We start from the raw sequence: 25,034 nt of genomic DNA, 5'->3' as shown, positions 1-25,034 counted from the left end.
CGGGCAGCTCCCCGGCCGCACGTTCCCTCGCGGCCAGCGGCGGCCCGCGGCGGCCAGCCGCCCCGGCGGCCGCCGCTCAGTCCTGCGCCGGTCCCTCCGCGCTCATCCCGTGCACGGCGGGGATGGTGCCGAGGCGGCCCTTCTGGAAGTCCTCGAACGCCTGCTGGAGTTCGGCGCGGGTGTTCATGACGAACGGGCCGTAGTGGGCCATGGGTTCGCGGATCGGCCGGCCGCCCAACAGCACGACGTCGAGGTCGGGGGTGTTGCTGTCCTGCTGTTCGTCGGCGCGGACGGTCAGGGAGGTGCCCTTGCCGTAGACGGCGGTCTGGCCGGTGTATACGGGGCGGCGGTCGGGTCCGACGGTGCCCCGTCCGGCGAGGACGTAGGCGAGGCCGTTGAAGTCCTCGCGCCAGGGGAGGGTGAGTTCGGCGCCGGGGGCGAGGGTGGCGTGGATCATGGTGATGGGGGTGTGGGTGGCGCCCGGGCCGGTGTGGCCGGCGAGTTCGCCGGCGATGACGCGGAGCAGGGCGCCGCCGTCGGGGCTGGTGAGCAGGGCGACGCTGCCGCTGCGGATGTCCTGGTACTTGGGGGCCATCATCTTGTCCCTGGCCGGGAGGTTGACCCACAGCTGGAGGCCGTGGAAGAGGCCGCCGGAGAGGACGAGGGACTCGGGCGGGGCCTCGATGTGCAGCAGCCCGGCGCCGGCGGTCATCCACTGGGTGTCGCCGTTGGTGATGGTCCCGCCGCCACCGTTGCTGTCCTGGTGGTCCATGATCCCGTCGATGATGTAGGTGACGGTCTCGAACCCCCGATGCGGATGCCACGGCGTGCCCTTGGGCTCCCCGGGCGCGTACTCCACCTCGCCCATCTGGTCCATCATGATGAACGGGTCCAGGTGCCGATAGTGGATGCCGGCGAAGGCCCGGCGAACCGGGAAGCCCTCGCCCTCGTAGCCGGTGGGCGCGGTCGTGACACCCAGCACGGGGCGGGCCTCGGCGCCCGGGGGGACGTCGACGCGGGGCAGGGTCAGCGGGTTCTCGACGGTGATCGCCGGCATGGGGGCCTCCTCAACGAATGGAGCCAGAGTAGTTGAAGGCTCAACCTTCGTCGAGAGGTGAGTATTCCCGGCCCGGGATCATGCCCGCGTCCCCCGTCCGGGGCGGCCGTCAGCCGTAGAGCCGCCGCATCGTGTACTCGACCATCTCCTCCACCGACTTGGCGTCCAGCACCAGCCGGTGCTCGCCCTCCATGTCCAGCGCGAAGCCGTAGCCGGTCGGCAGCAGGTCCAGCACCTCGCCGCCGGTCACCGTGAAGTACCGGGACTCCTTGCCGGCGTAGCGGCGCAGCTCCTTGAGCGAGGTGAAGAGCGGGATCACCGGCTGCTGGGTGTTGTGCAGCGCGAGGAAACCCGGGTTCTCGCCGCGCGGGCAGTAGATCTTGCCCGCCAGGAACGTGTCGTGGAACTCCTCGCTCGACATCGCGCCCGAGGTGTAGGCGCGCAGCGCGTCGGTCAGGGTGGGCGGCGCGGGCGGCGCCGCCTGGGGCGTCGCCGGCTGCTGCTGGTGCTGCTGCTCCGGGTAGTACTGCTGCTGCTGGCCGCCGTAGCTGTCCACGCCCTCGACGCCGCCCGGGTAGGTCGCCCCGAACCCGTCCGTGGGCGGCTGTGGGGTGCCGTAGGGCTGCTGCCCCGGGTAGCCGGACTGGTCGTAGCCATACATGCCAGAAAGACTACTGACTCACAGTTGACCGGTTTCCGCTTGCGTCTTATTACCAGTGGGTAGCATCATGGTTGCTACTTTCCGGTATCCACCGTCAGCTACGGAGCCGTCGTCATGGGGCACTACAAGTCCAATCTCCGCGACATCGAGTTCAATCTCTTCGAGGTCCTGGGTCGGGACGCCGTCTATGGCAGCGGCCCGTTCGCCGAGACCGACACCGACACGGCGCGGACCATCCTCGCCGAGATCGCCCGGCTCGCGGAGAACGAGCTGGCCGCCTCGTACGCCGAGGCCGACCGGCAGCCGCCGGTCTTCGACCCCGAGACGCACACGGCCCCCGTTCCCGAGACCTTCCGGCAGAGCTACCGCGCGTACATGGACGCCGAGTGGTGGCGGATGTCCATCGGCGAGGAGCTGGGCGGGATGACCGCGCCCCGCTCCCTGATCTGGGCCGCCGGGGAGAACGTGCTCGGCTCCAACCCGGCGGTCTGGATGTACGCCTCCGGCCCCAGCTTCAGCCGCGTGGTCTGGGACGAGGGCACCGAGGAGCAGCGGAAGATCGCCCAACTGATGGTCGACCGCGAGTGGTCCTCCACCATGGTCCTCACCGAGCCGGACGCCGGCTCGGACGTCGGCGCCGGCCGCACCAGGGCGGTCCGCCAGGAGGACGGCAGCTGGCACATCGAGGGCGTCAAGCGCTTCATCACCTCGGGCGAGCACGACCTCACGGAGAACATCATCCACCTGGTGCTGGCCCGCCCCGAGGGCCACGGCCCCGGCACCAAGGGCCTGTCCCTCTTCGTGGTGCCCAAGTACGACTTCGACTGGGACACCGGCGAGCTGGGCGAGCGGAACGGCGTCTACGCCACCAACGTCGAGCACAAGATGGGCCTGAAGGTCTCCAACACCTGCGAGATGACCTTCGGCGCCACCCACCCGGCCAGGGGCTGGCTGCTCGGCGAGAAGCACGACGGCATCCGCCAGATGTTCAAGATCATCGAGATGGCGCGGATGATGGTCGGCACCAAGGCCATCGCAACCCTCTCCACCGGCTACCTCAACGCGCTGGAGTACGCGAAGGAGCGGGTGCAGGGCGCCGACCTCACCCAGTTCACCGACAAGACCGCGCCCCGCGTCACCATCACCCACCACCCGGATGTGCGGCGCTCGTTGATGACGCAGAAGGCGTACGCCGAGGGGATGCGCTCGCTGGTGCTCTACACCGCCAGCGTCCAGGACGACATCCTCGTCAAGGAGGCCGCGGGCGAGGACGCCGGCGCCGAGATCGCGCTCAACGACCTGCTGCTGCCCATCGTCAAGGGCTACGGCTCCGAGCGGTCCTACCAGCAGCTCGCCGAGTCCCTCCAGACCTTCGGCGGCTCCGGGTACCTCCAGGAGTACCCGGTGGAGCAGTACATCAGGGACGCCAAGATCGACACCCTCTACGAGGGCACCACGGCCATCCAGGGGCAGGACTTCTTCTTCCGGAAGATCGTCCGCAACCAGGGCCAGGCGCTCAGCGGGCTCGCCGAGGAGATCAAGAAGTTCCTCGCCGAGGCGCCCGGCGGCGAGGAGCTGGCCGACGCCAGGGAGCAGCTCGGCCGCGCCGCCGGCGAGTTGGAGGCCATGGTCGGCGTCCTGCTGACGGACCTGGCCGCCACGGAGAAGGACGTCCGCTCGCTCTACAAGGTCGGGCTCAACAGCACCCAGCTGCTGCTCTCCTCCGGCGACGTGGTCGTCGGGTACCTGCTGCTGCGCGGTGCCGCCGTGGCCGCCGCCAAGCTGCCGGACGCCGCCGCCAGGGACCGCGCGTTCTACCAGGGCAAGATCGCCGCCGCCCGGCACTTCGCCGGCACGGTGCTGCCCACGGTCGCGGTCGCCCGCGCGGTCGCCGAGTCCACCGACCTCTCCCTGATGGACCTGGACGAGGCCGCGTTCTGACCCGTCCCCGAAGGACACCGCCGCCCCGCTCCCTCCCCCCTCGGAGCGGGGCGGCGGTCTGTTCCGGGACGCCCGGGCCGCCCGACCGGGGCGTTCGTATGCTGAGGACATGAACGCTCCCTTTGACCGTGCCCACACCGACGAACTCCTCGGCTACCTGGCCAGCTCGCCCTCGCCCTACCACGCCGTGGCCAACGCGGCCCAGCGGCTGGAGAAGGCCGGCTTCCGGCAGGTCGAGGAGACCGCCCCGTTCGACGGCGCGGCGGGCGGGCGCTACCTGGTGCGCGGGGGAGCGTTGATCGCCTGGTTTGTGCCCGAGGGCGCCGGGGCGGCCGCCCCGTTCCGCGTCGTGGGCGCGCACACCGACTCCCCGAACCTGCGGATCAAGCCCGTGCCGGACACCGGCGCCCACGGCTGGAAGCAGCTCGCCGTCGAGGTCTACGGCGGCACCCTGCTCAACACCTGGCTCGACCGCGACCTGGGCCTCTCCGGGCGGCTGACGCTCAGGGACGGCCGGCACCTGCTGCTCAGGGTGGACCGGCCGCTGCTGCGGGTGCCGCAGCTCGCGATCCACCTGGACCGGGGCGTCAACGACGGGCTCAAGCTCGACCGGCAGCGCCACATGACCCCGATCTGGGGCATCGGGCGGCCCAGGGAAGGGGAGTTGATCGAGTTCCTCGCCGCCGAGGCCGGCGTCGCGCACGGCGAGGTGCTGGGCTTCGACCTGATGGCGCACAGCGTCGAGCCGCCGGCCTATCTCGGCCGGGACCGGGAGCTGTTGGCGGCGCCCCGGCTGGACAACCTGCTGTCCGTGCACGCCGCCGTCGCCGCGCTGGCCTCGGTCGCCGGCCAACGCCTGGACCACATCCCGGTGGTGGCCGCGTTCGACCACGAGGAGAACGGCAGCCAGTCCGACACCGGCGCCGAAGGCCCGCTGCTGGGGCGGGTGTTGGAGCGCTCCGTGCACGCCAGGGGCGGCGGCCCCGAGGAGCGGGGACGGGCGCTGGCCGGCTCGTTCTGCCTCTCCTCGGACTGCGGGCACGCCGTCCACCCCAACTACCCGGAGCGCCACGACCCCGACCACCACCCCGTCGCCGGCGGCGGCCCGATCCTCAAGGTCAACGTCAACCAGCGCTACGCCACCGACGGGGTGGGCCGGGCCGTCTTCGCCGCCGCCTGCGAGCGCGCCGGGGTGCCCTGGCAGTCCTTCGTCTCCAACAACGCGATGCCCTGCGGCACCACCATCGGCCCCATCACAGCGGCCCGGCACGGCATCGCCACCGTCGACGTGGGCGTGCCGATCCTCTCGATGCACTCGGCCCGCGAACTCTGCGCGGCCGTCGACCCGTTCCTCCTCGCCAACGCCATGGCCGCGTTCCTCGGCGAGGGCGTCACCATCCCGTCCACCGGGGCCTCGTGGCAGAGCTGACGACGACTCGTGGCCGTTCGGTGAAGACCGAACGGGAGGGTTGGCTCCACGGGGGCGGGCGGCGGCGCACTGCACGGCGTCGTCGCCCGGCCCCAGCCGGCCCCTTCGGTGGCTCAGGAGACCGTGCGCACCCTAGGATTCGTCTCGGATAAGCATGACCGGCTAAGCCGGCGCAGCGTAACGTGTGAACACACCCAACCGCGACGAAACCGCCACGAGGGGTCCCGTGACCGTGCATCCGAGCCTGCAACCTTCTGTCGAGGCCTGGACCCAGTCCATTGAGTCGATATCCGAGCTGGTGGCGTCGCTGGTTGACGGGGAGTGGAACCGCCCGACCGAGCGGGTGGGTTGGTCGGTGCGCGATGTGGTCTCCCATGTGATCGGCGGCGAGTGCGAGGCGTTGGGCGACCCCCGGCCCATCCACACCCTGCCCCGGGACCTCTACCACGTCACCGACGAGACCAGCCGCTACCACGAGGTGCAGGTGGACGTGCGACGCCACCACACCGGCCCCGAGATGACCAGCGAGCTGGAGTACACCATCATCCGCCGCTCCCGCCATCTGCGGAACGAGCGGCGCAACGCGTCCGACGTGATCTCCCATCCGCTCCACGGCAAGCTGCCGTTGGGCCAGTACCTCCAGATCCGGGCCGCCGACGTCTGGGTGCACGAGCAGGACCTGCGGCGGGCGTTGGGCAAGACCACCACGCTGGACACGCCGGCCGCGCTGATCGCCCGGGACGTGCTGTTGCAGCGGCTGCCCGAGGTGGTCGCCGAACGGGCCCAGGCGCCGGCCAAGTCGGCGGTGGTCTTCGATGTCGGCGGGCCCGTGGAGTTCCTGCGCACGGTCCGGGTCGACGAGCAGGGCAACGGCTCGGTGGACTCCAGCCCCTCGCTGGGCCCGGTGGTCACCTTCACCCTGGACTGGGAGACCTTCACCCGGGTCGTCACCGGCCGGCTGCGCGGCCGCAGGGCCGCCGAGAAGGTCAAGGTCGAGGGCGAACGCGCCCTGGCCGACCGGATTCTGGCCGCCCTCGCCACTCCGTGGTAGCCCGGCGTCCGATCGCGCACCAACGGGCCGGGGTGGGCGTTTCACGTGAAACGCCCACCCCGGCCCTGTCGTTACGGGTCCGTCCTCGGGACGGCGGGTAACCGGCGCCCGAACGGGGTCAGTTGAGCGGCTCCAGGCCGGTGGAGACGACCAGCTCGATGTAGAAGTTCTCCGCCTCGGGGTCGTAGGGCTCGTTGGCCTCGGGGGTCTGGCCGACCACCATGCCGTCGCCCTTGAGCACCTCGTCCCGGTAGGTGAGGTCCTCGTCGTAGGCCCAACCGGCCGCGCGCAGGCACTCCTTGACCGAGTCGATGTGGACATCGTAGAAGTCCGGCATCATCACGGCGCCGGGGTTCTCGTCCTGGTTCCAGTGCTGGTTGGCGTTGGTGCACTCGGCGGGGTCGATGGTCTTCTCCGGGTCGCCCTCCTGGTAGCGGCGCTCGGGGGTCGGGTCCTCGGACTCCCCGTTGTTGCCGCCCGGCGGGTTCACGTCGGTCGCCTCGCCGGTCGCGCCGCCGCCCGCCTCGGGGTCCTCGTTCTCGCCGCCGTTGTTGTTGGCGACCACCACGATCGCCACGACCGCCACCAGCGCGATCGCCACCACGGCGGCGACCACCACCATCCACGGGGTGTTGCCCTTGCCCGAGCCGCCCCCGGCCGAAGTGCCGCCCGGCGGCGGGGTGTTCGACGGGTAGGGCGAAGGGCCGCCGCCCAGGCCGGTATTGGCCATCGGCGGGGTCGCCGGGTTGGGGTAGCCGTAGCCGCTGGTCGAGGGGTTCGGCGCGTAGGGCGACGCGGGCGTGGCCGGGCCCGGCGCGCCGAACTGCGGGAACACCGCCTGCGAGACGGCCGCCCCGCTGTTGGGCGGCGTCTGCGCGGTCGGGTCGATCTGCGGCGCCGCGTTGGTCAGCGAACCGGCCACCTGGAGACAGGCGTTGCGGAACGCCTCGGCCGAGGGGAACCGCTCGTTGGGGTTCTTGCGCAGCGCCTGCGCCACCAGCGCGTCCAGGGCCGGCGACACCGACACATTGATCGAGGAGGGCGCCGGGGGCTCCTCCTGGACATGGGCGTAGGCGATCGCCAACGGCGAGTCCGCGTCGAACGGCAGCCGCCCGGTGAGGAGTTCGAAGAGGAGCACGCCCACCGAGTAGAGGTCGGAACGGGCGTCCACGCCCCGCCCGAGCGCCTGCTCCGGGGAGAGGTACTGCGGGGTGCCCACCACCATGCCGGTCTGGGTCATCGCGGTGACCCCGGACTGCATGGCCCGCGCGATGCCGAAGTCCATGACCTTGACCACCCCACGGCGGGTGATCATCACGTTCCCCGGCTTGATGTCGCGGTGCACCAGCCCCATCTCGTGGCTGATGTCCAGGGCGGCCAACACGTCGGCGGTGATCCGCAGCGCCCGGTCGGCCGGCATCGCGCCATAGCGGGCGATGTCCTCCTCCAGGGCGTCCCGCAGCGGCACGCCCTCGATGTACTCCATGACGATGTACGGCACCTGGGCGCCGTCGATCCGGTCCTCGCCCGTGTCGAAGACCGAGACGATGTTGGTGTGCGCCAGCTTGGCGACCGCCTGCGCCTCGCGCTTGAAACGCTCCCGGAACGCCTCCTCGCGCCCCAGCTCGCTGTGCATGGTCTTGATCGCGACCTGCCGGTCGAGGACCGTGTCATAGGCGAGGTGAACGGAGGCCATGCCACCCGTGCCCAACTGGCTCCGCAGCTGATACCGTCCGCCGCCAACCGATCCGCCCGGGTAGTCGGCAGGCCGCTGCGCGTGGTCACTCATCCGACTGATCCCCCTAGGCGGCGTCGCTCCTGAACTGCCCGCCCCGTCGCTGGGCGTGCCACACCGCGCATCATACGAACCCTGTGGTTTCCGTCCCCAGTCTGCCCCAGGGCCCCGGCACGTCAAGCTCGTTGTCCGTTCCGTGACCGGGGACAACGACCTCAACTTGTCAGCGCCACCCCGGAACGGGTTTGATGGCTGAGCGATCCAGCGACTACGGCGAGGACTGATGGCACAGGTGCGAGGCGCTGTGGGCCCCGGTGACGAGGAGCCCGACCAGCCCGGCGACGACGTGCCCGACACGCCGGAGCTGTGGGGGAACAACGGGCTGGTCGGTGACGGACGGTACCGGCTGACCGGCCGGCTTGGCCAGGGCGGCATGGCGGAGGTCTTCGCCGCCGAGGACGTGCGGCTCGGCCGCCCGGTGGCGGTCAAGCTGCTGCGCACCGACCTCGCCCAGGACCCGGTCTCCAAGGCGCGCTTCACCCGCGAGGCACAGTCCGTCGCCGGCCTCAACCACCACGCGGTGGTCGCCGTCTTCGACTCCGGCGAGGAGCAGATCGGCCGGAACGTCGTCCCCTATATCGTGATGGAGCTGGTCAACGGCCACACCATCAGGGAACTGCTGATCGGTTCCGAGACCCCGCCGCCCCCCGAGCAGGCGCTCGCCATCGTCGCCGGGGTGCTGGAGGCGCTCGCCTACAGCCACCAGCACGGCATCGTGCACCGGGACATCAAGCCGGCGAACGTGATCATCACCGAGACCGGCAGCGTCAAGGTGATGGACTTCGGCATCGCCCGCGCCCTGCACGGCGCCAACCAGACCATGACCCAGACCGGCATGGTGATGGGCACCCCCCAGTACCTCTCCCCGGAGCAGGCGCTGGGCAAGGCGATCGACACCCGTTCCGACCTCTATGCCGTCGGCTGCCTGCTCTACGAACTCCTCGCCCAGCGGCCCCCGTTCGTGGGCGAGTCCCCGATCGCCGTCGTCTACCAGCACGTTCAGGACCAGCCCAGGCTGCCGTCCGAGGTCACGCCCTCCTCGCCGCCCGAGCTGGACGGCCTGGTGATGCGCGCGCTGGCCAAGGAGCCCGACGACCGCTTCCAGACCGCCGAGGAGATGCGCGGGCTGGTGCAGTACGCGATCCGGATGCTCGGCGAGCACGGCGGGCACACCGGCGGGCTGTGGAACACCGGCGCGATCACCTCGGTGACCACCCCGGCCATGGGCACCCCGACCACCCCGCAGACGCGGGTCGGCGGCAACACCCCGCCCACCGGCGCGCTCACCGCGCCGCTGCTGCTGGGTGGCGAGCGCCCCGGCGACGACCAGGAGCCGCCCCGGCGCGGCGGCGGTCGCGCCAAGACGCTGCTGTTCGCGCTGCTGGCCGTCGTCGCCATCGGCACCGGCGTGCTGGTCGCCGCCAACCGCGACGCCGGCGACGACCAGGGCCCAGGGCCAGCCGACAGCACCCAGACCACGCCCGAGGAGACCCGGGAGACCGACCCCGACACGGACCGGCCGACCGAGCCCACGGAGACCGACGAGTCCACCGGCGACGACTACTACCCGACGGACCCCGACGAGAGCCCGTCCGAGACCGAGGGCTCCGAGACGCCCACCGACAGCGAGGAGCCCACCCCGACGGAGCCGACAGAGACCGAGGAGCCCACCGACCCGGAGACCGACCCGACGACGCCCCCCGAGGACGACGACCAGGGCAGCTCCGACGGCGGCTCGGCGAACGGCGACCCCGGCGGCGAGGACGACCAGGGCACCTCGGGCGACCCCGGCGGCACCCCGGGCGGCAACGACGTGGGCGGCTCCCAGCCGGGCGGCACGGACGCCGGGGCCGGCGACAACGGGGGCAGCGCCACCTCCTGACCGTGAAGCCGCTCAGTCCCCCCAGGCCCACCCTCCCCCACCGCACCCTCACCGCGCTGCTGGGCCACTACCGCGCCGGTGAGCCGCTCAGCTGCGAGCCGCTCACCGAGGGGCTCCTCAACCACGGCTACCGGCTGGCCACCACCCGGGGCCGCTACTTCCTCAAGCACCACCTGGACGGTGATCCCGGGGCGATAGCCCCGCTGGTCCGCCAGCACCGGGCGACCGCCGCCCTGGCCGAACTCGGCCTGCCGGTCGCCCCGCCGCTGGCGGACCGGCGCGGCCGGACCGTCGCCGTGCACGGCGGGCGCTGCTTCGCGCTGCACCCCTGGGTCGAGGGCCAGCACCGGGACGGGACGCAGCTGAGCCGGGCCGAGAGCCACCGGCTCGGCGCCCTGCTCGGCCGGGTGCACCGCGCGTTGGAGCAGGTGATAGAGCGTTCCCCCCGGCCGGCGCCCGAGCCGCGCGCCGCCGCCACCCCCGTCGAGACCCACGCCGTGATCGACCAGCTGCTGGCCCACATCAGGGCCCGCCCGCGCCGCACCGGCTTCGACGAACTCGCCGAACACCGGCTGCTGGAGCGCAGGGCGCTGCTGCGCACCCACGCGCACCTGCGGCCCGGCCCGGCCGAGGTGCCAACGGAGGGCTGGGTACACGGCGACTTCCACCCCTTGAACCTGCTCTACCGGACGGAGGGGCCGGTGGAGCCGGTCGCCATCGTGGACTGGGACCGGCTGGGCGTGCAGCCGCGCGCCGAGGAGGCGGTGCGCGCCGCCTGCATCTTCTATCTGCGGCCCGACGGCGGCCTCGCGCTCGGCAAGATCCGCGCCTACGCCAGCGCCTACCGGGCCGCCTCGGGCGCCTCGCCCGACGAGCTGGCCGCCGCCGTGCACCGGGTGTGGTGGGAGCGGCTCAACGACTTCTGGATGCTGCGCTGGCACTACCAGCGCTCCGACCGCCGCGCCGATCCCCAGTTCCCGGCCGCCTCCGCGCTGGTCGTCTGGTGGACCCGGCACGCGCCGGCGGTCCGCGAGGCGTTCTGCGACTGAGCGGGCCGAGCCTCGCCGGGCGGCCGAGCCGGGCGAGCCCGCAGGCCCGGCCGGACTCGGGACCAAGGGCCGGGGGAAGGCGGGACCTCCCGCCCGTGTGGCGGCCGTTTCCGGCGGGCAGGGTGGAAGCCATGTTCCCCACGCCGGACCAGGACACCCCACGTCAGGAGCTGACCAGGGCGCTGCGGCTGCTGCCCCGTGTGCCGCACGGCCGCGCCGCCGCGACCCGCCGCGCGCTGCCGATGGTGCTGCCGGCCAGCCATCTGGTGACCGGCGGGACGCTGCTGCTGCGGGTGACCCACCCGGACGCGGACCTGCCGCCCTGGGACGGCACCGTGCTGGCCTACGAGGCGGACGACGAGGGCGGCCGGCCCGGCTCCCCGGCGCCCTGGCAGGCCCAGGTGATCGGCGTCGCCACCGTGACCCACCCCGACCGGCGCGTGCGGGAGGCGTTCCCGCCCCCACCGCGCTACGCGCGCCACCCGGAGGCCACCTATCTGAGGCTCACACCCCGATACGCCTCGGTGTACGAGCCTGGCCCGCCCGCCGCCCCCGCGCGCCCCTGGCTGCCCCGGCCTCGCGCCGGCGAGGACGGCTGAGCCGCGAACGGCGGAACGGCGGAACGGTGAACGGGCTCAGCGCCGCTTCTGCTCCTGGAGCCTGGCCACATAGGCGGCGGCCTGCGAGCGGCGCTCCATCCCCAACTTGGCCAGCAGCGCTGAGACATAGTTCTTGATGGTCTTCTCCGCCAGATGCAGCTCCTGGCCGATCGCCCGGTTGGTCAGGCCGTCGCCGATCAGCTCCAGAATCCGTCGTTCCTGGTCGGTCAGCTGCGCCAACCGGTCGTCCTCGTTCTTCTCGCCGCCGCGCAGCCGTTCCAGCACCCGCTGCGTCGCGTCCGGGTCCAGCAGCGACTTGCCGGCCGCCACGTCCCGAACCGCCGACAGCAGCTCCGTCCCCCGGATGGCCTTGAGGACATAGCCGGAAGCGCCGGCCATGATCGCGTCGAAGAGCGCCTCGTCGTCCGCGTACGAGGTGAGCATCAGGCAGCGGATCGACTCGTTGCGCGAACGGATGTCCCGGCACACCTCGACGCCGCTGCCGTCCGGCAGCCGCACGTCCAGCACCGCGACGCGTGGGTTCACGGTCGGGATGCGGTCCAGCGCCTCGGCCGCCGTGCCGGCCTCGCCGACCACCTCGATGTCCGGCTCCATCGCCAACAGCTCGTGCACACCGCGCCGCACGACCTCGTGGTCGTCCAGGAGAAACACGGTGATCGCACCGTCTTCTGCGTTTTCGGGCACCTTGTCAGTTTTCCACAGGAGCCGCACGCACGCCTTCCCGCGAAGCGGAGCCACGGGTTAACGTGCGAGATACCCGCTGCCCGTAACGCCCCGACCAGCGGCTCTTCGAGCGCACCCCGCCGATTACTTGGATATCCAGGTAAATGCGCAGGTCAGGGCCGCTTTCGCAGCTTGTGGACCGTCTGGATACCGTGCTCTTATAAGGCGGACGAAACGGGACGGGAGAGCGGGGTGTAGGGAATCGCTCGGTTCCCGTCCGACGCACCCACCCCGTGCGCCGCAGGGACCGGGCGAACCGCACTGGCCGCCCGGCCGACCCCGGGGGCCGGACCGACGGAGGAACACGAGTGACCGTGGAGAGCACCTCGCGCGACACCTCGCGCAGCAGCACCACCACACAGGAGTCCACCGCCCGCCCACCGGCAGGGGACGCCACGGACCGCGCCCGCGCCCCCAGGAAATCGACCCCCGCGAAGTCGGCGACGGCCAAGTCGGCGAAGTCGACGGCGAAGAGCGCGCCCACGAAGTCAGCGACGGGGAAGGGCACGCCCGCCAGGAAGCCCACGGCGAAGAAGCCCACGGCCGGGACGAAGCCCGCCCGGAAGGCCCCCGCCGGGCAGACCCCCGCCGGGCAGGCGCCCGCGCCCGCGCCGGGCGCACCTCGGGAAACCCTCGCCGGGCAGGCGCCCGCGCCCGAGATGGTGCAGCTGCTCACCCCCGAGGGCGAACGCGTCGAGCACCCCGACTACCCGCTGACGATCAGCCACGAGGAACTCCGTGGCCTCTACCGGGACATGGTGCTCAGCCGCCGCTTCGACGCCGAGGCCACCGCCCTCCAGCGCCAGGGCGAACTCGGCCTGTGGCCCTCCATGTTGGGCCAGGAGGCCGCGCAGATCGGCTCCGGCCGCGCGCTGCGCCCCGCCGACTACGTCTTCCCCACCTACCGCGAGCACGGCGTCGCCTGGTGCCGGGGCGTGGACCCGATCAAGCTGCTCGGCATGTTCCGGGGCGTCAACCACGGCGGCTGGGACCCCAACAGCAACAACTTTCACCTCTACACGATCGTCATCGGCTCCCAGGTGCTGCACGCCGCCGGCTACGCGATGGGCGTCGCCAAGGACGGCGCGGACGCCGCCGTGATGGCGTACTTCGGCGACGGCGCCTCCAGCCAGGGCGACGTGGCCGAGGCGTTCACCTTCGCCGCCGTCTACAACGCGCCGGTCGTGTTCTTCTGCCAGAACAACCAGTGGGCCATCTCCGAGCCCACCGAACGCCAGACCCGGGTGCCGCTCTACCAGCGCGCCGCCGGCTACGGCTTCCCCGGGCTGCGGGTCGACGGCAACGACGTGCTGGCGGTGCTCGCCACCACCCGGGCCGCCGCCGAGCTGGTCCGCAGCGGCCAGGGACCCACGCTGATCGAGGCGTTCACCTACCGGATGGGCGCGCACACCACCTCGGACGACCCGACCCGCTACCGCCGCCAGGAGGAGCTGGAGTCCTGGGAGGCCAGGGACCCGATCCTGCGGCTGCGCCGCCATCTGGACCGCGAGGGCGCCGCCGACGAGGCGTTCCACGCCGAACTCGAAGCGGAGAGCGACGCGTTGGCCCGCCGGGTGCGGGAGGCCATCCGCACCATGCCCGACCCCGACCCGATGGCGATGTTCGAGCACGTCTACGCCGACGGGCACACCCTGGTGGACGAGGAGCGGGCCCAGTTCGCCGGCTACCTCGCCTCCTTCGCCGACCACGAGGGGAACTGACATGACCGCCGAGAAGTTGTCGTTCTCCAAGGCGCTCAACGCGGCGCTCCGCGCCTCCCTGGAGTCCGACCCCAAGACGCTGGTGATGGGCGAGGACGTCGGCAAGCTCGGCGGGGTCTTCCGGATCACCGACGGGCTCCAGAAGGACTTCGGCGAGGAGCGGGTGATCGACACCCCGCTGGCCGAGTCGGGCATCATCGGCACCGCCATCGGCCTGGCGCTGCGCGGCTACCGGCCGGTCGCCGAGATCCAGTTCGACGGCTTCGTCTTCCCCGCCTACGACCAGATCGTCACCCAGCTGGCCAAGATGCACGCCAGGGCGCTCGGCAAGATCAAGCTGCCGGTCGTCATCCGCATCCCCTACGGCGGCGGCATCGGCGCCGTCGAGCACCACAGCGAGTCGCCCGAGGCGCTGTTCACCCATGTCGCCGGGCTCAAGCTGGTCACCCCGTCCAACCCGTCGGACGGGTACTGGATGCTGCGGCAGGCCATCGAGTGCGACGACCCGGTGATCTTCCTCGAACCGAAGGGCCGCTACTGGGAGAAGGGCGAGGTCGACCCCGAGGGCATCCCGGACGCGCTGCACACGGCGCGCGTCGCGCGGCCGGGCACCGACCTGACCGTCGTCGCCTACGGGCCGACGGTCCGCACCGCGCTCCAGGCGGCGAAGGCCGCCGAGGAGGAGGGCAGGTCGCTGGAGGTGGTGGACCTCAGGTCGCTCTCGCCGATCGACTTCGACACCGTCCAGCGCTCCGTGGAGCGTACCGGCCGGCTGGTGGTCGTGCACGAGGCGCCCGTCTTCCAGGGCGTGGGCGCCGAGGTGGCGGCCCGGATCACGGAGCGCTGCTTCTACCATCTGGAGGCCCCGGTGCTGCGGGTCGGCGGGTTCCACGCGCCGTATCCGCCGGCGCGGCTGGAGGACGAGTACCTCCCCGGGCTCGACCGGCTGCTCGACGGCGTCGATCGCGCCTTGGCGTACTGAGGGAGAGGCTGAGGAGAGTCGTGACGATGGCTGCGGCACAACAACAGCGCTACCGCGAGTTCAGAATGCCGGACGTGGGCGAGGGACTCACCGAGGCGGAGATCCTCAAGTGGCTGGTCCAGCCCGGGGACCCGGTGACGGACGGCCAGGTCGTGGTGGAGGTGGAGACCGCGAAGGCGGCGGTCGAGCTGCCGATTCCCTACGACGGCCTGGTCGGCGAGATCCTGTTCCCCGAGGGCACCACGGTCGAGGTCGGCACGCCGATCATCACGGTGGACACCGGTGCCCCCGAGGGCGCGGCCGACGAGGCCCCGGAGGAGCCGGCCGCGCCCGCCGAGGAGAAGGGCGCGGCGCGTGAGCCGGTGCTCGTCGGCTACGGCGTCTCGACGCCCAGCGGCCGGCGGCGGCCCCGGAAGACCCCGCCGGCCCCGTCCGTTCCCGAGCCGGCGCCCGAACCGGCCGCGGAACGTGAGCCGGCGCCCGAACCGGCCGCGGAACGGGAGCCCGCCCCGGCCGCCGAACGGGAGCCCGCCCAGGCCGCCAACGGCGCGGCGGTGCCCGGCCGTTCGGGCGTGCTGGCCAAGCCCCCGGTGCGCAAGCTGGCCAAGGACCTCGGCGTCGACCTCGCCGCCGTGCTGCCCACCGGCCCCGGCGGCGTCATCACCAGGGACGACGTCCACGCCGCCGCCGGGCCGAAGCCCGCGCCCGGCGAGGCGGCCCCGGCCGCCGCCCCCGCGTTCGAGCCGTTCCCCGCCCCCGAGGACGGCGGGGTGCGGGAGAGCCCGGCGGTCGAGCCGCAGTCGCTCGCGGCGATCCGCGAGCGGCGGGTCCCGGTGCGCGGGGTGCGGAAGGCCACCGCTCAGGCCATGGTGGACAGCGCGTTCACCGCCCCGCACGTCACCGAGTTCGTCACCATCGACATCACCAGGACCGTCCGCCTCGTCGAGCGCCTGAAGAGCGACCCGGACATGGCGGGCCTGCGCGTCAACCCGCTGCTGCTGGTGGCCAGGGCGCTGCTGGTCGCCCTGCGCCGGAACCCCGAGGCCAACGCGGCCTGGGACGAGGAACGCCAGGAGATCGTCTACAAGGACTACGTCAACCTGGGCATCGCCGCCGCCACCCCCCGGGGCCTGCTGGTGCCCAACATCAAGGACGCCCACGCCAAGACCCTGCCCGAACTCTCCCGCGCGCTCGGCGAGTTGATCGCCACCGCGCGGGAGGGCCGGACCAGCCCGGCCGACATGCGCGGGGGCACCGTCACCATCACCAACATCGGCGTCTTCGGCATCGACACCGGCACGCCGATCCTCAACCCGGGGGAGTCCGCGATCCTCGCGTTCGGCGCGATCAAGGACCAGCCCTGGGTGCACAAGGGCAGGGTCAAGCCGCGCAAGGTCACCACCCTGGCGCTCTCCTTCGACCACCGGCTGATCGACGGCGAGCTGGGCTCCCGGCTGCTGGGCGACGTCGCCGCCGTGCTGGAACACCCGAAGAAGTTGATCACCTGGACCTGACCGGTCCCCGGCCCGACGGCCCGACGGCCCGACGGAGCGACCAACGGTGAGGGGCCCGGGTCCGCAGCCGCGGACCCGGGCCCCTCACCCGTCGCACAAGACCGGGTGACCGTTACCGACAGACCGTTACAGATAGGGCCCCGAGCGGGCCCCGCCCTGCTGCCGCTGCTCGTCCTGGTCCAGGTCATCGGGCCCGAGCGCCCCCGGCGGCAGGGCCCGGCGCATCTGCTCCAACTGGGCCCTGGCCGCCATCTGTTGGGCGAACAGCGCGGTCTGGATGCCGTGGAAAAGGCCCTCAAGCCAGCCGACCAGCTGCGCCTGGGCGATGCGCAGCTCGGCCTCCGTGGGCACCCCGTCGTCGGTGAACGGCAGCGAGAGCCGCTCCAACTCGGCCACCAGCTCCGGCGCCAGGCCCTCCTCCAGCTCCTTGACCGAGCTGGCGTGGATCTCCTTCAACCTGACCCGGCTGGCCTCGTCCAGCGGAGCGGCCTTCACCTCCTCCAGGAGCTGCTTGATCATGCTGCCGATCCGCATGACCTTCGCCGGCTGCTCCACCATCTCCGTGACGGGGGTCTCGGAGCGCCCCTCCTCGCCGTCCCGGCCGCCCGGGGTGCTGAGCGCCATCCCGTCGGGGCCGACGACCAGGACCTGGGCGTTCTCCTGCGATGGTTCGTTCCTCGGCTGAGTCATACCTCCATCATGCAACGACCCTCATCCGACCCGCCGCGCCAGGGGCACCCGGGAGCGGGTCAGCAGCGTCGCCAGCAGCCAGGCGACCAGCGGCACCACGACCAGCAGCTGGGCGAACGTCGCCCACGGCAGCTCCACGAACAGCTCCGGGCGCGGCGTGGCGATCTCGCCGGCGTCCCACATCGGCTGCCAGCGGTCCACCTCCACCCGGTGCTCCACCAGCCGCAGCCCCACCGCCGGCACCAGCCCGGAGACCGCGCCGAGCAGCACGCCCATCGCGGCGATCAGCCCGCACTGGAGTCCCGAGAGGGTGCGGCGCAGCCGGTGCGTGGCCCCGACGGCGGAGAGCGTCGCCAGGTCGGCCGCCGCGTCCGCCTGGGCCAGCCCGGTCGCGATGCCGGCCGCGCCGATCGTGATCACCGTGGCGGCGAGCGCCAGGATCAGCAGCGCCAGCGAGTAGTCCTGGTCGAAGCCCTCCTCGGCGTAGTACCACGTCTGGCCGCTGAGCTGCTGCAACTCGGCGTCCACCGCCTGCTGTTCGGCGTCGGTGGGCCCGCTCGCCAGCTGGTAGACGCTGCCCGCGTCCAGCTCGGCGAGGCCGGCCTCGGCCGCCGCCCGAGGGCTCATCAGCACGGCCGGCTTCCCCTCCCCCTCGGCCAGCACCCGGGCGGGCAGGCTGACTTCGGCGACCGGGGTCTCCCTCGGCAGCCCCGACTCGGCCCAGTCCTCCGGCCACTCGGTCAGCAGCCCCAGCGTCAGCCCGCCGTCCGCGTCGAGGAAGTCCGCGTGCGAGACCAGCGCCTGGCCCTCCGCCAGGGCCTCGCGCGCCCCGGGCTCCTCGATGCCGAGCGCCGGCAGTGCCTCGGGCTCCGCCACCAGCACGGGTGCCGGGGGGCCCATCATCCAGCTGCTGCCCGAGCACAACGGGCCGGCGAGCGTGGCGCGGCGCTCCTCGACGGACACCTCCGCGCCGCCCTCCGCCCACACCGGGCAGTCCAGGCCGGCCGCCGGCTGTGGCACCGCCTGGCCGCAGAACCTCTCGTCCAGGCCGTAGGGGGAGTCCGTCCGGCAGTTGAGGGGAGCCGGCACGGCCTGCGCCAGGTCGAACCGCTCGTCCACCCGCGTCTCCCGCTCCACCGCCGCCCGGGCCGAGTCCAGGTTGGCGACGGTGTCGGACTGGAACGAGAGCAGCGCGGCGGTCCCCTCCGGCAGGTCCGACTGGTACGCCGCGCGCTGTTCGGCCTCGTCGCTGACCATCACGGTGGCCACCGCGACGGCGCCGGCGACGGCCGCCAGCACGGCGGCGACGGCGGGCGCGGTGCGGCCCCGGTTGCGGGCGGCGTCGCGCAGCGCCAGCCGGGGCACCAGCGGCAGCCAGCGGGCCAGTCGCCCGAACCCCCCGACCAGCAGCGGGGTCATCGCCACCAGGCCCAGCTCGGCGATCACCGCGCCGGCGGCGACCGGCACGGTCTCGCCGACCAGCAGCCCGCCGAGCAGCGCCAACGCCGTGCCGAACAGCAGCGCGCAGCCGCCGACCAGCGGCAGCACCCGCCCGCCGCGCCGCACCCCGCGCCGCCCGGTCAACGAGGACAGGACGGAGGTGCGGGCCGCGTTGTACGCCGGCACCACTGCGGCCAGCAGGCCGATCAGGACGGCCAGGACGGCGATCCCGCCCAGCTCCAGCCAGCGGAAGTCCCAGGAGCCGAACCGCGAACCCAGCCGTTCCTCCAGCCAGGGCCTGGTCGCCAGCACCAGCAGCACCCCGCCGACCAGGCCGACCACCGCCGCCACCGCGCCCAGCACCAGGCCGCTGGAGAGCATGATGGCCCGCAGATGGCGCCGCTCGCCGCCGTTCGCGCCCACCAGCCCGAGCTGGCGGCGCGAGCGCCGGGCGCTGACCGCGAACGCCGGGCCGGCCAGCAGGCAGACCTCCAGCACGATCAGCGAGACGGCCACCACGGCGACCGCCACCGCCGTCCCGTCCACGCTCCCGCCGGTCCAGGCGATCTGCTGAGCCTCGGCGGACAGCAGATCGCGCGGGGGCGGGTCGAGGATCAGTTCGCGCGAGACGACCACGACGCCGCTCTCGTTGGCCTCCTGAACCATCGGCCAGTCCACCACGCCGCCCTCGCCGGGCACGTCGACCAGCACCCCGCCCTGCATGAACTCGGTGGTCTCCAGGGCGGCCCCCGGCAGGGCGACCAGCTCGTGCTGGTTCAGGCTGTCCGGCTCCTCGAAGCGGCCGACGACGGTGAGCGTCCGCCCCTCGTCCAGCCGTTCACCCCAGGTGTTGACGGTCACCTCGTCGCCGATGGCCAGCCCGCCGTCAGAGAGGAACGAGGAGCTGGCGGCGACCTCGCCGGTGGACTCCGGGTAGCGGCCGTCGAGCAGCCGCCGCTGGCCCTCGGCCAGGGGGGCGCCCGCGTCGGTTTCCGTGATCTCGACGTTCGAGACGCCGTGCGCGGTGCTGGCGCGCAGCCAGTCGCTGCGCTCGTAGACCAGCGTGCTGCCCTCGGGTACCAGCGACCCGACGAGCGCCAGCAGCTCCTCGGGCGTCTCCCACAGCGGCTCGGGCTCCCACGCGTCGTCGGACATCCGCGCGAACTCATCCTGGCTGATCGTCCAGTTGCCCTCGAAGTCCTGGATCACCGGGGTGGACTCGATCGGCTCGTACCGGGCGTCGGCCTGCCCGATGTTCCGCTCCAGCTGCTCCGCCGTGGACAGCTGGCCGCTGCGCAGCGCCAGGTCGGCGCCGGCCGCGCCCAGGATCGGCAGCGCGATCATGGCCACGACCAGCGCGCTGCGGCCCTTGGCGCGCAGCGCGTCGCGGCGGGCGACGCGTAGCGCCAGCCGCCAGGTGCCAAGCCTGCTCATCGGGCTCCCTCGCCGGTCAGCAGCGACTCGGCGGAGCTGGCGGAGGACTCGTCCACCACCGTGCCGTCGCGCAGGAAGACCACCCGGTCCGCCCACGCGGCGAACCGCGTCTCGTGCGTCACCAGCACCACGGCCGCGCCCTGGTCGGCGCGGCGCCGCAGCAGCGCCAGCACCGCGTCGCTGGTCTCGGTGTCCAGCGCGCCGGTCGGCTCGTCGGCTAGCAGCAGCCGCCGGTCGCCGACCAGCGCCCTGGCGATGGCGACCCGCTGCTGCTGCCCGCCGGAGATCTCGTCGGGGAACCGGTCGGCGACCTCGGCCAGCCCCATCTCCTCCAGCGCGGCCAGCGCCTCGCGGCGGGCGGCGCGCTGCCGGACGCCGTCCAGCTCGCGGGGGAGCGCGATGTTCTCGGCGGCGGTCAGCGCCGGTATGAGGTTGTAGTCCTGGAAGACATAGCCGATGGAGGTCCGCCGCAGCTTGGCCAGTTGGGCCCGCTTCAGCTGCCCGAGGGACCGCCCCTCGACGAGGACCTCGCCGCCGGTGGCCGTGTCCAGCCCGCCGGCCAGGGTCAGCAGGGTGGACTTGCCCGAGCCCGAGGGGCCCATCACCGCGACGAACTCCCCGGCCCGCACGGTCATGTGCACGCCGCGCAGCGCGTGCACGGCGGCGGGGCCCGTGCCGTGGGTGCGGCTCAGCTCGCGCAACTCCAGCACGGCGGCCGGGCGTTCACCCGTTGCCCGGCGGTCCTCGGCCGTTGCCTGGTGGCTCATGACGAGGCCCCCTTCCGGGCGACGGTCCTGGTGGGCGACTCGGCGGCGGGCTCCTCGGCGGCGGGCGGCCCCCCGGCACGCTCGCCGCGTTCGCCGCGCTCCGCCCGCCGGGCGGCCAGCCGCACCAGCCGCGCCTCGCAGTGGTCGAGCCAGCGGACCTCGGCCTCGGCGTAGAAGATCAACTGCTCCAGCACCAGCAGCCACGCGACATCGTCGGAGGTGGGGTCGGCGTCGCTCGACCCGGCGTTCATCGCGTCGGCCTTGAGCCGGGTGTAGTCCCGCATGGCGGCCAGGGTGTGCCGGCGCTGCCGCTGGATCACCTCGCCGAGGTTGACGCCCGGGGTGCCGACGGCCATGGCCAGCTTGATCGCCAACTCGTCCCGGGAGGGCTGGGTGCGGTCCACCGGACTGTCGAACCACTCGACCAGCGAGCGCCGCCCCTCCTCGGTGATCGCGTACAGCTGCTGCTTGGCGTCCCCGCCGCCCTCGGGCCGGATCAGCCCGTCCCGCTCCAGGCGGCCGAGCGTCGTGTAGACCTGACCGATGTTCAACGGCCAGGTGGTGCCGGTGCGGGACTCGAACTCCGCACGCAGCTGGGAGCCATAGCGAGGCCCCTGGTCCAACAGGGCTAGCAGCCCGAAACGGATCGACATACCGCGTATGTATACCGGGTATGTTGGCGTCGCGGCAAGCCCGCTTACCGAGTATGTTCCTCGCCGGTCGCCCTTCGGGTGGCGCTCTCGGCCCCCTCGGGCCGTCCCTGGGTGCCCCCTGCCCCGCCCGGCCCTCAGCCCTGCCGCAGGCGGTAGCCGAACAGCCCGAGGCCAAGACCCACGCAGGTCAGGCCGGCGCCCAGCGGCAGCACGGGAACGATCTCTCCGCCGGGCGTCGCACCCCCGGCGCCACGCGCCAGCCGCTCGCTGCCCCGGCCCTGCCAGCGGGTGGTCGGCTGGTCGACGATCCGCCACTCCGCGACCCGCTCCCCGTCCGCCCGCCGCTCACCCTCCGCAGCGGTCTCCCCGGCGGTCTCCCCGGCGGCGATCCGCTCCGTTCCGCGACCGGCTCCGCGTTCCGCTTCCCGGTCCGCTCCCCGGTCGTTCGCCACGGCCGCCGCCGCGAAGGTGGTGGCGACGGTCAGCAGCGCGACCCCGGCCAGCGCGATTCCCACCCACAGCCTCACGAGTCCCGACCCTTCGCGGTGATTCATCCGGTGCTGAGACCAGCGTGACACGAAGCGGCATAACGGGCATCTCGGGCGGGTTGGTTGGTGCCCGGGGCCTTCCCGGCTTTCCCGGCCTTCCCGGCCTTCCCGGCCTTCCCGGCCTTCCCGGCTCAGGCCGGGCGGGGCGCGGTGAGGTCCCCCTCCTCGCCGGTCGCGGTCAGCAGCACCTTGCCGACATGGCCGCCGGCCTCCAGCACCTCGTGCGCCAACGCGGCCTCCGGCAGCGGCAACAGCCGGTCGATCACCGGCCGCACCCGCCCCTCGGCCAGCAGCGGCCAGACCCGCTCCCGCACCTCCGCCACGATCGCCGCCTTCTCCTCCGCCGGCCGCGCCCGCAGCGAGGTCGCGGTGACCGAGGCCCGCTTGGCCAGCAGCGCCCCCAGGTTCAGCTCCGCCTTCATCCCGCCCTGGAAGCCGATCACCACCAGCCGGCCGCCGGGCGCCAACGCCGCGATGTTGCGCGCCAGATACCGCGCGCCCACGATGTCCAGGATCACGTCGGCGCCGCCGATCCGGCCCAACGCCTCGACGAAGTCGTCCTCCCGGTAGTTCACCAGCACCTCGGCGCCCAACTCCCGGCAGCGCTCCAGCTTCTCGGCGCTCCCCGCCGTCACCGCGACCCGCGCCCCCAGCGCCCGCGCCAGCTGGATCGCGAACGTCCCGATCCCGCTCGCCCCGCCGTGCACCAGCAGCGTCTCGCCGGCCCGCAGGCCGGCGGCGCCGAACACGTTCGACCACACCGTGCACGCCACCTCCGGCAGCCCGCCGGCGGCGACCAGCCCAACTCCCCCCGGAACGGGCAGCAGTTGACCCGCCGGCACGGCCACCAGCTCGGCGTAGCCGCCGCCCGCCAGCAGCGCGCACACCTCGTCGCCGACCCGCCAGCCGCTCACCCCCGGCCCGAGCGCGACCACCCGGCCCGCGCACTCCAGGCCCGGATAGGGCGAGGCGCCGGGCGGCGGATCGTAGAAGCCCTGCCGCTGGAGAACGTCGGCCCGGTTGACGCCGCTGGAGGCGACCTCCACCAGCACCTCGCCCGCCCCCGCCTCGGGGTCGGGCACCTCGGACCAGACCAACGCCTCGGGGCCACCCGGCTCAGGAATCGTCACAGCGCGCATGACCGCGACGCTACCCGCCCCGGCCCCCGGCGCCACCTCCTAGGGTCGCCGGGCCGGCATGTCCAGGCGGTGCTGCTCCTCGTAGACCATGTGCACCAGCTCCGCGATGCACTGACCGCACGCGTACAGGTCGCCGTCCGCGCGCGGCGCGCGGATCGGGCCGATCCACAACACGCTGATGTTCTCCCGCCGGCAGTAGAGCCAACACCGGCCGGTGACCCACTCGTTGCCGCCGGTGCCCCGGTGTGGCACCGGCCAGCCGCTGACCCCGGAGAAGCTGATGCCGCCGAGGGAGACCCGCGCCCTCACGCCGTCGCCACCAGCCCACGCCGAGGGCGGCGCGAACCCGCGCCCTGACCGCTCCCTGCCATCCTCACTCCAAGTCGGTGCGACTGCTGACCTTCCGTACTCACACCATCACCCACCGGAAGCCCCGCTTGTGCCGAGTCGCGAATTTTCACCGGTTCGGAGCCCACCGCACCGCACACCCGTACGGAAGACGCCCGCGCCGGCCTCCCGAAGGAGACCGGCGCGGGCGTGCGTGCCGGAGCGGCCCCGCCGGGGGCCCGCCCCGCTACGAGGAGAAGAACAGCCCGGAGAGGCCGCCCTTGCGGCGGTGACCGTAGTGGCCGCCGTGATGCCCACCGTGGTGGCCGCCGTGCTGCGGCGCGCCCCAGCCGGGGCCGGGCGGCGGCTGCTGGTAGTGCGGCTGCTGCGGAGGCGGCGGCGCGGGGGCGCCCGGCGGGGCCCACTGCGACTCCAGCTGGGTGATGTGCTCCAACTCGCCGTAGTCCAGGAAGATTCCCCGGCAGCCGTCGCACTGCTCGATCTGAACGCCGCTTCGGTTGAACGTGCGCATCGGCGCGCCGCACTTGGGACACTGCATCATCGGCTCCATGGTCGATCTGCTGTCTCCCACACCCTACGGCAGCCCGCCGATTCGACCACAGGCTTCCACCAACGCTAGGCCCTCGTCGTCGAGTTGGCCCCCGCCCGCCTGCGCGTGGAGCAACGCCCGCGCCGCGCCCTGCACCGCGAACGCCCGCGCCGGCGCGTCCAGCCGCGCCCACAGGCCGCCGTCCTCCGCCAACCCGTAGCCGGTCAGCAGCCGTTGCCAGTCCGCCGGCGGCAACAGGCCCGCCGCGTACCAGGCGGCGGGGCGCCCCAGATCCCAGGCGGGATCGCCGACCCCGAGGTCGTCCACGTCGATCAGCCGCCACCCGCCCGCCGGCAGGCGCACCAACTGGCCCAGATGGAAGTCGCCGTGACACAGCGCCCGCTCGCCGCCCCGGCCCGGCACGTTCCGGTGGGCGCGCTCCACCAGCCGCCGCGCGGCAGCCAGTTGAGGAGCCGTCACCTCGGCCCGCACCCGCGCCACCGTCCGCGCCACCCGCGCGGGGCCGCCGGCCGCCGGCAGCGGCCCTGGCAGGTCGGCCAGCGGAACGGCGTGCAGCCGCCGCAGCAGCGCGCCGGCCTCGCCCCACGGGTACCGCTCCGGCGCCGCCGGATCGACCGGCTCCCCGCGCGGCCACCGCGTCACCAGCCGCCCGCCGCGCTCCGCCACCCCGCCCAGGGGCCGCACCACCAGCCCGTCCAGCGCCGCCGACCGCGCCGCCCGCAGCCGCGCCCGCAACTCCGCCGGCCGCACGCCCACCGCGTGCGTCTTCACCACCACCCCGCCCCGCCGCTCCACCCACCCACCGACGGGACCCTCGACCACGGTCATGCGAGGCATGGTACGAGGCCCCTCTGACAGTGGCGCCGTCATCGGGGCCGACAACGAGCAGGGCCCCCGCATCCGAGTACTCGGACTTGGGTTCTAACGGTCCTCGCAACACCCGCGATCTGTGGGAGTTGCGAGGACCGTGGCCGTTGGACGGGATGATCTTGCGGGGTTGAGGGAGCGTTTCCTTGCGCGGCTGGATGCCGTGGGGAACG

The 25,034-nt window shown here is 73.2% G+C and carries 22 protein-coding genes; 9 read left to right on the top strand and 13 right to left on the bottom strand.

All coding sequences use genetic code 11. The features are described 5' to 3' along the window. Nucleotides 1-76: 76 nt before the first annotated feature. Nucleotides 77-1,057, bottom strand: a complete 981-nt coding sequence (locus FH609_RS29635; RefSeq protein ID WP_139675260.1) for a pirin family protein — start codon at nt 1,055-1,057, stop codon at nt 77-79. Between the two features lie 109 nt (nt 1,058-1,166). After that, entirely contained in the window at nt 1,167-1,718 is a 552-nt protein-coding gene (locus FH609_RS29630) for an SseB family protein (RefSeq protein WP_139675257.1), read from the bottom strand. Between the two features lie 114 nt (nt 1,719-1,832). Here FH609_RS29630 and FH609_RS29625 point away from each other — a divergent pair, with 114 nt between their 5' ends. The 3 genes from FH609_RS29625 to FH609_RS29615 all read left to right on the top strand — a co-directional run bounded on the left by FH609_RS29625 (nt 1,833) and on the right by FH609_RS29615 (nt 6,139). Further along, nucleotides 1,833-3,659 carry an acyl-CoA dehydrogenase gene (locus FH609_RS29625; protein WP_139675254.1) on the top strand — a complete coding sequence of 609 codons (1,827 nt, stop codon included), beginning with the start codon at nt 1,833-1,835 and terminating at the stop codon, nt 3,657-3,659. 109 nt (nt 3,660-3,768) lie between these two features. After that, nucleotides 3,769-5,088: a M18 family aminopeptidase gene (locus FH609_RS29620; protein WP_139675250.1), complete on the top strand. Its 1,320-nt coding sequence runs from the start codon at nt 3,769-3,771 to the stop codon at nt 5,086-5,088. A 226-nt stretch (nt 5,089-5,314) separates the two neighbouring features. Next, nucleotides 5,315-6,139, top strand: a complete 825-nt coding sequence (locus tag FH609_RS29615; RefSeq protein ID WP_139675247.1) for a maleylpyruvate isomerase family mycothiol-dependent enzyme — start codon at nt 5,315-5,317, stop codon at nt 6,137-6,139. 118 nt (nt 6,140-6,257) lie between these two features. Here the strand turns inward: FH609_RS29615 and FH609_RS29610 are convergent, their stop codons facing one another. Further along, the gene (locus FH609_RS29610; protein ID WP_139675244.1) at nt 6,258-7,928 is read right to left on the bottom strand and encodes a Stk1 family PASTA domain-containing Ser/Thr kinase; all 1,671 of its coding nucleotides are present in this window, start codon (nt 7,926-7,928) and stop codon (nt 6,258-6,260) included. A 229-nt stretch (nt 7,929-8,157) separates the two neighbouring features. Between FH609_RS29610 and FH609_RS29605 the strand changes: the two genes are divergently transcribed. The 3 genes from FH609_RS29605 to FH609_RS29595 all read left to right on the top strand — a co-directional run bounded on the left by FH609_RS29605 (nt 8,158) and on the right by FH609_RS29595 (nt 11,464). Next, nucleotides 8,158-9,816, top strand: a complete 1,659-nt coding sequence (locus FH609_RS29605; RefSeq protein WP_139707912.1) for a protein kinase domain-containing protein — start codon at nt 8,158-8,160, stop codon at nt 9,814-9,816. Between the two features lie 2 nt (nt 9,817-9,818). Further along, nucleotides 9,819-10,865, top strand: coding sequence for a phosphotransferase (locus FH609_RS29600; RefSeq protein WP_405379170.1), 1,047 nt, complete (start codon nt 9,819-9,821; stop codon nt 10,863-10,865). A gap of 131 nt (nt 10,866-10,996) precedes the next feature. Then, nucleotides 10,997-11,464, top strand: a complete 468-nt coding sequence (locus tag FH609_RS29595) for a pyridoxamine 5'-phosphate oxidase family protein (RefSeq protein ID WP_139675238.1) — start codon at nt 10,997-10,999, stop codon at nt 11,462-11,464. Nucleotides 11,465-11,500: 36 nt separating this feature from the next. Here FH609_RS29595 and FH609_RS29590 read toward each other — a convergent pair whose 3' ends face one another. Then, on the bottom strand, nt 11,501-12,169 hold the full coding sequence (locus FH609_RS29590; RefSeq protein WP_226962045.1) for a response regulator: 669 nt from the start codon (nt 12,167-12,169) through the stop codon (nt 11,501-11,503). A gap of 347 nt (nt 12,170-12,516) precedes the next feature. Between FH609_RS29590 and pdhA the strand changes: the two genes are divergently transcribed. From pdhA to FH609_RS29575, 3 genes are read left to right on the top strand one after another with little or no spacing between them, the layout of a single operon-like run. Further along, nucleotides 12,517-13,929, top strand: a complete 1,413-nt coding sequence (gene pdhA / locus FH609_RS29585; protein WP_139675235.1) for a pyruvate dehydrogenase (acetyl-transferring) E1 component subunit alpha — start codon at nt 12,517-12,519, stop codon at nt 13,927-13,929. A 1-nt stretch (nt 13,930) separates the two neighbouring features. After that, on the top strand, nt 13,931-14,911 hold the full coding sequence (locus FH609_RS29580; RefSeq protein WP_139675232.1) for an alpha-ketoacid dehydrogenase subunit beta: 981 nt from the start codon (nt 13,931-13,933) through the stop codon (nt 14,909-14,911). Nucleotides 14,912-14,937: 26 nt separating this feature from the next. Beyond that, nucleotides 14,938-16,425: a dihydrolipoamide acetyltransferase family protein gene (locus tag FH609_RS29575; RefSeq protein WP_139675229.1), complete on the top strand. Its 1,488-nt coding sequence runs from the start codon at nt 14,938-14,940 to the stop codon at nt 16,423-16,425. 126 nt (nt 16,426-16,551) lie between these two features. Here the strand turns inward: FH609_RS29575 and FH609_RS29570 are convergent, their stop codons facing one another. The 9 genes from FH609_RS29570 to FH609_RS29530 all read right to left on the bottom strand — a co-directional run bounded on the left by FH609_RS29570 (nt 16,552) and on the right by FH609_RS29530 (nt 24,822). Continuing rightward, complete coding sequence (locus FH609_RS29570) at nt 16,552-17,115, bottom strand: bacterial proteasome activator family protein (RefSeq protein ID WP_139675226.1); 564 nt, start codon at nt 17,113-17,115, stop codon at nt 16,552-16,554. Between the two features lie 21 nt (nt 17,116-17,136). Further along, on the bottom strand, nt 17,137-19,989 hold the full coding sequence (locus FH609_RS29565) for an FtsX-like permease family protein (RefSeq protein ID WP_139675223.1): 2,853 nt from the start codon (nt 19,987-19,989) through the stop codon (nt 17,137-17,139). Beyond that, the gene (locus FH609_RS29560; RefSeq protein ID WP_139675221.1) at nt 19,986-20,756 is read right to left on the bottom strand and encodes an ABC transporter ATP-binding protein; all 771 of its coding nucleotides are present in this window, start codon (nt 20,754-20,756) and stop codon (nt 19,986-19,988) included. Before FH609_RS29560 ends, FH609_RS29565 begins: the two co-directional genes overlap by 4 nt. Continuing rightward, on the bottom strand, nt 20,753-21,409 hold the full coding sequence (locus FH609_RS29555) for a PadR family transcriptional regulator (protein ID WP_139675219.1): 657 nt from the start codon (nt 21,407-21,409) through the stop codon (nt 20,753-20,755). The genes FH609_RS29560 and FH609_RS29555 overlap by 4 nt, the downstream gene beginning before the upstream one ends. Nucleotides 21,410-21,543: 134 nt before the next feature. Then, nucleotides 21,544-21,936 carry a hypothetical protein gene (locus FH609_RS29550; RefSeq protein WP_139675216.1) on the bottom strand — a complete coding sequence of 131 codons (393 nt, stop codon included), beginning with the start codon at nt 21,934-21,936 and terminating at the stop codon, nt 21,544-21,546. A 152-nt stretch (nt 21,937-22,088) separates the two neighbouring features. Beyond that, entirely contained in the window at nt 22,089-23,096 is a 1,008-nt protein-coding gene (locus tag FH609_RS29545) for an NAD(P)H-quinone oxidoreductase (RefSeq protein ID WP_139675213.1), read from the bottom strand. 39 nt (nt 23,097-23,135) lie between these two features. Then, nucleotides 23,136-23,405, bottom strand: a complete 270-nt coding sequence (locus FH609_RS29540; RefSeq protein ID WP_139675210.1) for a hypothetical protein — start codon at nt 23,403-23,405, stop codon at nt 23,136-23,138. A 265-nt stretch (nt 23,406-23,670) separates the two neighbouring features. Then, nucleotides 23,671-23,985, bottom strand: coding sequence for a zf-TFIIB domain-containing protein (locus FH609_RS29535; RefSeq protein ID WP_193318117.1), 315 nt, complete (start codon nt 23,983-23,985; stop codon nt 23,671-23,673). A gap of 33 nt (nt 23,986-24,018) precedes the next feature. Further along, complete coding sequence (locus tag FH609_RS29530; protein WP_226962044.1) at nt 24,019-24,822, bottom strand: phosphotransferase; 804 nt, start codon at nt 24,820-24,822, stop codon at nt 24,019-24,021. Nucleotides 24,823-25,034: the final 212 nt, after the last annotated feature.

This window comes from Streptomyces sp. 3MP-14, assembly GCF_006334905.2.
Classification (GTDB): Bacteria; Actinomycetota; Actinomycetes; order Streptomycetales; family Streptomycetaceae; genus Streptomyces; species Streptomyces triticirhizae.
Note: the sequence above shows the minus strand (reverse complement) of the source record. Positions and strands in the feature narration are given on the sequence as shown.

Bases quoted from the DNA above. Each gene is read 5' to 3' on its own strand.
- FH609_RS29635 (WP_139675260.1), bottom strand. From the start codon at position 1,057: ATGCCGGCGATCACCGTCGAGAACCCGCTGACCCTGCCCCGCGTCGAC.
- FH609_RS29630 (WP_139675257.1), bottom strand. From the start codon at position 1,718: ATGTATGGCTACGACCAGTCCGGCTACCCGGGGCAGCAGCCCTACGGC.
- FH609_RS29625 (WP_139675254.1), top strand. From the start codon at position 1,833: ATGGGGCACTACAAGTCCAATCTCCGCGACATCGAGTTCAATCTCTTC.
- FH609_RS29620 (WP_139675250.1), top strand. From the start codon at position 3,769: ATGAACGCTCCCTTTGACCGTGCCCACACCGACGAACTCCTCGGCTAC.
- FH609_RS29610 (WP_139675244.1), bottom strand. From the start codon at position 7,928: ATGAGTGACCACGCGCAGCGGCCTGCCGACTACCCGGGCGGATCGGTT.
- FH609_RS29605 (WP_139707912.1), top strand. From the start codon at position 8,158: ATGGCACAGGTGCGAGGCGCTGTGGGCCCCGGTGACGAGGAGCCCGAC.
- FH609_RS29595 (WP_139675238.1), top strand. From the start codon at position 10,997: ATGTTCCCCACGCCGGACCAGGACACCCCACGTCAGGAGCTGACCAGG.
- FH609_RS29580 (WP_139675232.1), top strand. From the start codon at position 13,931: ATGACCGCCGAGAAGTTGTCGTTCTCCAAGGCGCTCAACGCGGCGCTC.
- FH609_RS29575 (WP_139675229.1), top strand. From the start codon at position 14,938: ATGGCTGCGGCACAACAACAGCGCTACCGCGAGTTCAGAATGCCGGAC.
- FH609_RS29570 (WP_139675226.1), bottom strand. From the start codon at position 17,115: ATGACTCAGCCGAGGAACGAACCATCGCAGGAGAACGCCCAGGTCCTG.
- FH609_RS29565 (WP_139675223.1), bottom strand. From the start codon at position 19,989: ATGAGCAGGCTTGGCACCTGGCGGCTGGCGCTACGCGTCGCCCGCCGC.
- FH609_RS29560 (WP_139675221.1), bottom strand. From the start codon at position 20,756: ATGAGCCACCAGGCAACGGCCGAGGACCGCCGGGCAACGGGTGAACGC.
- FH609_RS29555 (WP_139675219.1), bottom strand. From the start codon at position 21,409: ATGTCGATCCGTTTCGGGCTGCTAGCCCTGTTGGACCAGGGGCCTCGC.
- FH609_RS29545 (WP_139675213.1), bottom strand. From the start codon at position 23,096: ATGCGCGCTGTGACGATTCCTGAGCCGGGTGGCCCCGAGGCGTTGGTC.
- FH609_RS29535 (WP_193318117.1), bottom strand. From the start codon at position 23,985: ATGATGCAGTGTCCCAAGTGCGGCGCGCCGATGCGCACGTTCAACCGA.
- FH609_RS29530 (WP_226962044.1), bottom strand. From the start codon at position 24,822: ATGACCGTGGTCGAGGGTCCCGTCGGTGGGTGGGTGGAGCGGCGGGGC.